The organism is Dinghuibacter sp., from assembly GCF_035492835.1.
Classification (GTDB): Bacteria; Bacteroidota; Bacteroidia; order Chitinophagales; family Chitinophagaceae; genus Dinghuibacter.
Genome location: NZ_DATJIY010000156.1, coordinates 1 through 8301 on the forward strand (window position 1 = coordinate 1; position 8301 = coordinate 8301).

The 8301-nt window shown below is 57.6% G+C and carries 7 protein-coding genes; 4 read left to right on the top strand and 3 right to left on the bottom strand.

The annotated features are described in order from the left end of the window. Window positions 1-186: 186 nt before the first annotated feature. Window positions 187-768, bottom strand: a complete 582-nt coding sequence (locus VL547_RS14100; RefSeq protein WP_325578840.1) for an RNA polymerase sigma factor — start codon at window positions 766-768, stop codon at window positions 187-189. A 237-nt stretch (window positions 769-1005) separates the two neighbouring features. Between VL547_RS14100 and uvrA the strand changes: the two genes are divergently transcribed. Then, on the top strand, window positions 1006-3813 hold the full coding sequence (gene uvrA / locus VL547_RS14105; RefSeq protein WP_325578842.1) for an excinuclease ABC subunit UvrA: 2808 nt from the start codon (window positions 1006-1008) through the stop codon (window positions 3811-3813). Window positions 3814-3857: 44 nt separating this feature from the next. Here the strand turns inward: uvrA and VL547_RS14110 are convergent, their stop codons facing one another. Continuing rightward, window positions 3858-4286, bottom strand: coding sequence for a DUF4293 domain-containing protein (locus VL547_RS14110; protein ID WP_325578844.1), 429 nt, complete (start codon window positions 4284-4286; stop codon window positions 3858-3860). 36 nt (window positions 4287-4322) lie between these two features. Next, complete coding sequence (gene glyA, locus VL547_RS14115; RefSeq protein ID WP_325578846.1) at window positions 4323-5603, bottom strand: serine hydroxymethyltransferase; 1281 nt, start codon at window positions 5601-5603, stop codon at window positions 4323-4325. Between the two features lie 93 nt (window positions 5604-5696). Here glyA and VL547_RS14120 point away from each other — a divergent pair, with 93 nt between their 5' ends. Genes VL547_RS14120 through VL547_RS14130 form a run of 3 tightly spaced genes read left to right on the top strand, consistent with a single transcriptional unit; the run spans window position 5697 to window position 8078 of the window. Further along, window positions 5697-6692: a sugar phosphate nucleotidyltransferase gene (locus tag VL547_RS14120; RefSeq protein WP_325578848.1), complete on the top strand. Its 996-nt coding sequence runs from the start codon at window positions 5697-5699 to the stop codon at window positions 6690-6692. Window positions 6693-6702: 10 nt separating this feature from the next. After that, on the top strand, window positions 6703-7647 hold the full coding sequence (locus tag VL547_RS14125) for an NAD(P)H-dependent flavin oxidoreductase (protein WP_325578850.1): 945 nt from the start codon (window positions 6703-6705) through the stop codon (window positions 7645-7647). 23 nt (window positions 7648-7670) lie between these two features. Next, a complete protein-coding gene (locus VL547_RS14130; RefSeq protein WP_325578852.1) occupies window positions 7671-8078 on the top strand; it encodes a carboxypeptidase-like regulatory domain-containing protein in 408 nt (135 codons plus the stop codon). Window positions 8079-8301: the final 223 nt, after the last annotated feature.

Consider the following 8301-nt stretch of genomic DNA (forward strand, 5'->3'; position numbering starts at 1 on the left):
CGGGGTAAAAGAGGCACCCCACCCCTCTTCCGCGGCCGGCAGGCCTAAAGACGCCACGGGGGCCGGTTCCGGATGCGCCGCGCGGAAGCATGCGAGCGGGCCCGCTAATCAATTTAGTAGTGGGGGATATAAACGCGAACCCCCGGGGCGAAACCCAGGGGTATTTGCAGGCAAGCGCGTGAGTATTCACAACGCAATCTGTTTCTCGGCCATCATTTTGCGTAGGTTGATCAAACCGTAGCGCATGCGGCCCAAGGCTGTATTGATACTGCAGTTCGTATGTTCTGCGATCTCTTTAAAACTCAAGTCGCCGTAGTGCCTCAGGACGATGACCTCCCGTTGTTCTTCGGGTAGCTTGTCCAGCATCCTGCGGACGCGATCGTGGCTTTGCCGCTGCATCATTTTCTTGTCCGCGCCCTCTTCGGAGAAGTGCAGGACTTCGAAAATATCCCTGTCATCACTGGTCTTGATCACCGGCGTCCGGCGAACCCGACGAAAATGATCAACACACAAATTGTGTGCTATGCGCATCGCCCAGGGTAGGAATTTTCCTTCGTCGGTATATCTACCGCTGCGGAGGGTATCTATCACCCGGATGAAAACGTCCTGGAATATATCTTCGGCCAGGTATTTGTCCTTGATTAACAAGAAAATAGAGGTATATATCTTATCCTTATACCTCATCACCAGGGTCTCAAGGGCAAGCGAATTTCCATCCGCGAATAGGCGGATCAACTGCTGATCGGATAATTGATGCAATGACTGCATAGATTTCTACTGAATTGATTATCAATGGTTTTTCCTATAGAACAGCGTAGAAATCGGTCAATATTCGATCGGTTTAAATAATTAAGGATATTATAAAAATACTCTTTCCTGAAAATATAACAAAATTTATAGATCACTTGGGCAGCAAAATTAATCCTAAGAGGGCATATACAACTTCAGGGTTGTGTAAAATCACGGTTAAGCCCCGGGAAAAGCGGTACCTTTGCCCTTCAAATTATGAAGAAGGAAGCGCCTATCCCGACCCACGCCTCCGATGACATTCTCATAAAGGGCGCCCGGGTCCACAACCTCAAGAATATCAACGTATCCATACCCCGTAACAAATTTGTCGTCGTAACCGGTGTATCCGGTTCGGGCAAATCTTCGTTGACGATAGATACCCTCTACGCGGAAGGGCAGCGGCGGTACGCCGAGAGCCTGAGCGCTTACGCCCGCCAGTTCCTGATGCGGATGAACAAGCCCGATGTGGACTACATCAAGGGGCTTTGTCCGGCGATAGCGATAGAGCAGAAAGTTATCACCCGCACACCCCGGTCTACCGTGGGGAGCATGACGGAAGCTTATGACTACCTGCGGTTGCTGTTTGCACGCGCGGGCCGCACCATTTCCCCTGTTTCCGGGAGGGAAGTAAAAAAAGACGACGTCCGGGACGTGGTGGAGGCCATCCGTAATCTCCAGGAAGGGGACCGGGTGCGCATCCTCGTGCCCTTCCGTAAACATAGCCGACGCGACCCGGCGGAGGAGATGAACATCCTTCTGCAAAAGGGGTTTACCCGGTTGTACGTCCCCTCCAAAAAGAAGGGTGAAGCCGGGACGGTGGTCCGGCTGGAAGAAGCCCTGGAAGCCAAAGACCCGGGCTCACTTGCGCCTGCGGGTACCTACATCCTGGTGGACCGGCTGGTCGTGAAGACTTTTGACGAGGACGACGAGCACCGGATCGCGGACTCGGTGGGAACCGCCTTTTATGAAGGGGAAGGCGAGTTGTTGCTGGAAGTAAACGGCGCCACCAATATCCCCTTTTCCAACCGCTTCGAGCTCGACGGCATCGTTTTCGAGGAGCCGGTTCCCAACCTGTTTTCCTTCAACAATCCCTTCGGCGCGTGTCCCGTATGCGAAGGGTTCAGCCAGGTGCTGGGCATCGACGAAAACCTGGTGATCCCCGATCGCCGCCTGAGCGTCTACGAGGGCGCAGTGGCGCCGTGGAAGGGCGAAAAGCTGGGTCTGTGGAAAGACCAGTTCATCAAAGGCGCCCGCAAGAACCAGTTCCCGGTACACAAGCCCATCATGGACCTGACCAAGGCTCAATACGATGAATTGTGGAACGGGTCGGAGCATTTTTATGGCATCAACGCTTTTTTCAAAGAGGTGGAAGAAAACCTCTATAAGGTACAATACCGCGTGCTCCTGTCACGCTACCGCGGCCGGACGACCTGTCCGGAATGCAAGGGCTACCGCCTCAGGAAGGAAGCGCTCTACGTAAAGGTCGGCGGGCTTCACATAGGCGAGCTTTGCGAGATGCCCGTCAGGGACCTCCAGGAGTGGTTCAACCGCCTGGTTCTTACGGATCACGAACGAGCCGTGGCGAGCCGCATCCTGATCGAAATCCACCAAAGGCTGAAGACCCTCATGGACGTGGGTTTGGGTTACCTGACGCTGAGCCGGCTGGCCAACTCCCTCAGCGGGGGCGAAAGCCAGCGCATCCAGCTGACGCGTTCACTGGGCAGCAACCTCACCAACTCTTTGTATATCCTGGACGAGCCCTCGATCGGGTTGCATTCCCGCGATACGGAGCGGTTGATCCGCGTGCTCAAAGAACTGAGGGATCTCGGGAACACCGTGGTGGTCGTCGAGCACGACGAGCTGATGATGCGCCAGGCCGATCACGTGATCGACATGGGCCCCCTGGCGAGCTACCAGGGTGGGACCGTGGTCGCGGAAGGGAATTATGACGACATCGTCTCCAACCCGGAGAGCCTGACGGGAAAATACCTGCGCGGTGACCTGACCATCGATCCGCCCAAAAACGTCCGGAAGTGGAACCGTTCCATCAAGGTCGAAGGCGCGCGCCAGAACAACCTCAAGGACATCACGGTGGAATTCCCGCTGGGCGTGTTTACGGTCGTCAGCGGCGTCAGCGGGAGCGGTAAAACCACGCTCGTCAAGCAGATCCTCTATCCCGCGCTGCAACAGCTCAAGGGAGAATACACCGATAAACCCGGTTTGTTCCAGGGGCTGACCGGTGACGTGGACCTGATCTCACAGGTGGAAATGGTCGACCAGCACCCGATCGGCAAGTCCTCCCGGAGCAACCCGGTGACCTATATAAAAGCCTACGACGAAATCCGCGACCTCTTTGCCCGCCAGCCGCTGTCCAAGATGCGGGGTTTCCAGCCCAAGCACTTTTCCTTCAACGTGGATGGCGGACGCTGTGACGCCTGTAAGGGCGAAGGCGAACAGATCGTCGAGATGCAGTTCCTCGCCGACGTGCACCTGACTTGTGAAGTCTGTCACGGCCACCGCTTCAAGGAAGAGGTGCTGGAGGTGACGTACAAGGGGAAGAACGTATACGACGTATTGGAGATGAGCGTGGACGAGGCCATCGAATTCTTTGCCGACGAAAAGGACGTGGTCGCCAGGATACGTCCGTTGAGCGAAGTAGGGCTTGGATATGTGAAGCTGGGCCAGTCGAGCGACACCCTTTCCGGGGGGGAAGCGCAGCGCGTCAAGCTGGCGTCCTTCCTGGGTAAGGGCAAGGCGCAGGGGCACATCCTGTTTATCTTCGACGAGCCCACCACCGGGCTCCATTTCCACGACATAAAAAAGCTGCTCGCCTCCTTCAACGCGCTGATTGCGCAAGGGCACAGCATCCTCGTCATCGAACACAACACCGACGTGCTCCGTAGCGCCGACTGGCTCATCGACCTCGGGCCGGGCGCCGGGGATGAGGGCGGTAGCCTGGTGTATGAGGGGCCGCCGGCGGGGGCAAAAAAGGTGGCCGCGAGCCTCACGGGGAAGTTCCTGTAAGGGTCGCGGCCACGAAGATGCGGCCTGCCGTTTTGGTGCAGCCGCTAGCGCAGCCTTTCCAGGCTTTTGACGAGCTTCCGGTCCTTGCGGATCCCGCGCATCGCTAGGATCAGCGCCACGATCACGAGGATGGGGAGCGCGATTCCCGGACGCCAGGCGCCGGTGGAGTAATTCGACAGGGCTTCCGTCACGTCTACCTGGTGGTCTTCCAGGATCAGCAACCCGATCGACAGCACGATACCCAACAGACAGAGCCGGGATTGCAGCGGCCGGTTCTTGAACAGAAAGATCGTCCCGAAGCAGATCAACGCCAGCACGGCCGCCGCCATATAGACCAGGATAGTCGAGGTATGGGCGTACAGCAATACGGTAGTGGAATCTTTCATATCCGCTTTGTAAAACGACAGCTCGAAAGTGCCTACGGCCAGCAGGCCGGCTACCAGGAGCCAAACGGTTTGGATGCGTTGGATCATACGAAGGTTTTTTATTTTTGGCGCCGGCGCAGCCGGTTATTTGAGTTCGGGGTACAGGGGGAACTGGTCCATGAAGGCCCGCACCTCGCCGGCGATCTTCCCAAGCACCGCCTCGTCGTCGGGGTTCATCAACGCCCGGTCGATCGCATCCACCACGAAGCTCATATGGCTTTCCTTCATCCCGCGGGACGTGATCGCGGGTACGCCCACCCGGATACCGGAAGTGACGAACGCGGTTTTGTCGTCGAAAGGCACCATGTTCTTGTTGACGGTGATGTCGGCTTTGCCAAGGACGGCTTCGGCTTTTTTACCGCTGATGTTCTTGTTACGCAGGTCGATCAGCATAAGGTGGTTGTCGGTGCCGCCGGAGATCAGCTCGTAGCCTTTGTCCACAAGGGCCTTGGCCATGGTCTGGGCGTTCGAGATGATTTGTTTGGCGTATGTCGTGAATTCGTCGGTGAGCACTTCGCCGAAGGCGATGGCTTTGGACGCGATAATGTGTTCCAGCGGACCGCCCTGCTGACCGGGGAAAACCGAGAGGTCCAGGAGGTTGCTCATCATCCGGATGTTGCCCTTGGGGTCTTTCAGTCCAAAGGGATTCTCGAAGTCCGTCTTCATAAGGATCAAACCGCCCCGGGGACCGCGCAGGGTTTTATGCGTCGTCGTGGTTACGAAGTGACAGTAATCGAAGGGGGAGGCCAGGAGGTTCTTGGCGATCAGGCCCGCGGGGTGCGCGATATCCGCCATGACGAGCGCGCCCACCTGGTCGGCCACCTTGCGGATACGGGCGTAGTCCCAGTCGCGGCTGTAGGCCGAGGCGCCACAGATGATCAGCTTGGGTTTTTGCTCCAGCGCCACCTTCTCGAGGTGGTCATAGTCCACGCGGCCCGTCTCCCTTACGACGCCGTAGGAAAACGCGTGGTACAATTTACCCGAATAGTTTACGGGCGAGCCATGCGTCAGGTGGCCGCCCATGCTCAGGTCGAGCCCGAGGATCTTGTCGCCCGGCTGGAGTATGGCCGCCATGACGGCCGCGTTGGCCTGGGCGCCCGAGTGCGGCTGGACGTTGGCATACGCGCAGGCAAAGATTTCCCTGGCGCGGTCGATGGCCAGTTGTTCTACCTGGTCCACGATCTCGCAGCCGCCGTAATACCTCCGTCCCGGATACCCTTCGGCGTATTTGTTGGTGAGCACGCTACCCATGGCCTGTATGACCTGCAGGCTGGCGAAATTTTCCGATGCGATCAATTCAATGCCATGGCGTTGCCGCTCCAGTTCCTGGTGGATCAAATCAAATACGAGGGTATCTCTTTGCATGAAGGGAAGTTATTTAGCGGCAAAAATAAGGTTAAAAATCACTATTTTCACGCGCCCTACGGGTTGAAATGCCCGGAGGGCGCTAAAACGATTATGAAGGCAATAATTCCTGTGGCCGGCGCAGGCACGCGTTTACGACCGCATACCTACACACAGCCAAAGGCCTTGATACCCCTGGCGGGAAAAACCATCCTCAGCATCATCGTCGACCAGCTGCAGGATGCCGGGATAACGGAGTTTATATTTATCATCGGGTATCTTGGGAGCAAGATCCGCGACTACGTCAAAGAAAAATATCCCCACCTGCAGGTTCACTTTGTAGAGCAAAACGAGCGGCAGGGTACGGGCCACGCTATTTCCCTCACCAAGGACATCGTTAACGGAGACGAAGTTTTTATCGTCCTCGGCGACACGATCTGCGAATACGACGTTCGCGAAGTGCTGTCGAGCCCGCATTCGTTGCTGGGTGTAAAACGCGTCGACGACCCGCGGGACTTCGGGGTAGCCGAAGTGGAAGAAGGCGGCCTTATCAGCCAGGTCGTGGAAAAGCCGCAGATACCCAAGTCCAACATGGCGCTCGTCGGCCTTTATAAGATAAGGGAGACGAACGTGATGTTCGACTGTCTTTCCACCGTCAGCCATCAGCCGCACCCGAGCCGCCCATACGACTTCAACCTTACGGACGCCCTGGAGTGTATGATCAGGGGCGGCTGTACGTTTCACGCCTTCAAGGTCCAGAACTGGTTCGACTGCGGCCGAAAGGAGACGTTGTTGCAATCCAACGCCATCCTGCTCAAAAAGTTCGGGAGCAACATCGCCAGCAACCATAAATTCGATAACTCCATCCTCATACCCCCGGTGAGCATCGCCGAAGGCTGCGACATCCGCAACTCGATCGTCGGCCCCAACGTCGCCATCGGGGATGGAACGGTCATCACCTCCAGCATCATCCGCGACTCGATCATCGGGGCTTATTCCAACCTCACCGAAATCGTGCTCACCGAATCCCTGATCGGGAGCGACGCATCCATCAAGGGGGAAAGCCGCAGCCTCAACATCGGGGACAACACGGAGATCGCGCTGGGCTAATCCTTTGGTCATGCGCAACAAGATCGCCCAACTCTTCGGCATCGATTATCCCATCATCCAGGCCGGAATGGTATGGGCCAGCGGGTGGAAGCTCGCCAGCGCCGTCAGCAACGCCGGCGGGCTGGGGCTGATCGGGGCGGGGAGCATGTATCCGGACGTACTACGGGAGCACATCCGGCAATGCCGGGCGGCGACCGGCCGGCCCTTTGGCGTGAATATCCCACTGCTGTATCCCGACATCGCGGAGCTCATCGAGATCGTGGTCCGGGAGGGCGTCCGTATCGTCTTCACCTCCGCCGGGAACCCCCGGACGTGGACCGCTCATTTGAAGGAGCGCGGGATCACGGTCGTCCACGTCGTTTCCAGCAGCGCCTTTGCCCGGAAGGCCGAACAGGCCGGGTGCGACGCCGTCGTGGCCGAGGGTTTCGAGGCCGGTGGGCACAACGGGCGCGAAGAGACCACTACGTTCTGCCTGATCCCCCAGGTTTGCGCTTCGGTATCCATCCCCGTCATAGCTGCGGGGGGTATAGCGACGGGCCGGGGCATGCTGGCGGCCATGGTCCTTGGGGCGTCGGGGGTGCAGATGGGGAGCCGTTTTGTGGCGAGCGACGAGGCCTCCTCCCATATCGACTTCAAAAAGGCCGTCGTAGCGGCCGGCGAGGGGGATACCTTTTTGACACTCAAGCAATTGACGCCGGTCCGATTGCTCAGCAACGAATTCTTTCAGCAGGTCCGTCGCGCGGAAGCCCAAGGGGCCGGTCCCGAGGTGCTGCAGGCGTTATTGGGCCGCGGGCGGGCCAAAAAAGGCATGTTCGAGGGAGACCTCCGCGAAGGAGAGCTCGAGATCGGCCAGGTGGCCGCCCAGCTACAGGAAATCCTCCCGGCGGGGGAGATCGTCCGCCGGGTTTGGGAGGAATTTCGGGAGGGATTGGAAAATCCGGTGGATTTTTCTTAGTTTTAATCCTGAAATTGCTAACAATGGTCAAGCATTACCTCTTTGCCTCCAGCTTTATGCTTACCGCCCTGGCCGCCGGCGCTACCGCTGGTGCACCCGGTAGCAACGGAAACAACAACATCACCGGTACGGTCGTATCGGGGAGCGCTAAGCCTTTGAAACAGGTCACCGTCGTTGTCTCATCCCCTTGCTTGTTAAAACCCCAGGCTGTCGAAACCGACGAGAACGGGAACTTCACCATAAGCCAGCTGGAACCTTGCGTTTACAAAGTCACCATCGAAGCCTCCGGCTACAAGAAAGTTACCAACGACAAGGTGGTTGTCGCCCCCGATAAGAAAACGCAGCCGTTGAAGGTGCAGCTGCAGCCGGATTGCCTCTGGCAGGATACCGATCACGGGTTGTTTTCGAATCAGTTGCAGATGTACGAGTAGAATTTTCGCTTCATATTTTTATACGCGGCCTTATCGGGCCGTTTTTTTTTGCCTTTTTTTTGTGCCCGGCGGGGCGGGCGAGCTGTTTTGCTGCCGGGTTTTGCTCGCGCAAAAAAACGGCAGCAAAAAAGCTCGCCCGCCCCGCCTCGACGCCTGCCCGGCAACCGGTCAGCGCGGCAACCGGTCAGCGCGGCACGGTCCGGAGAAAAGGCGGAGGGGGTGG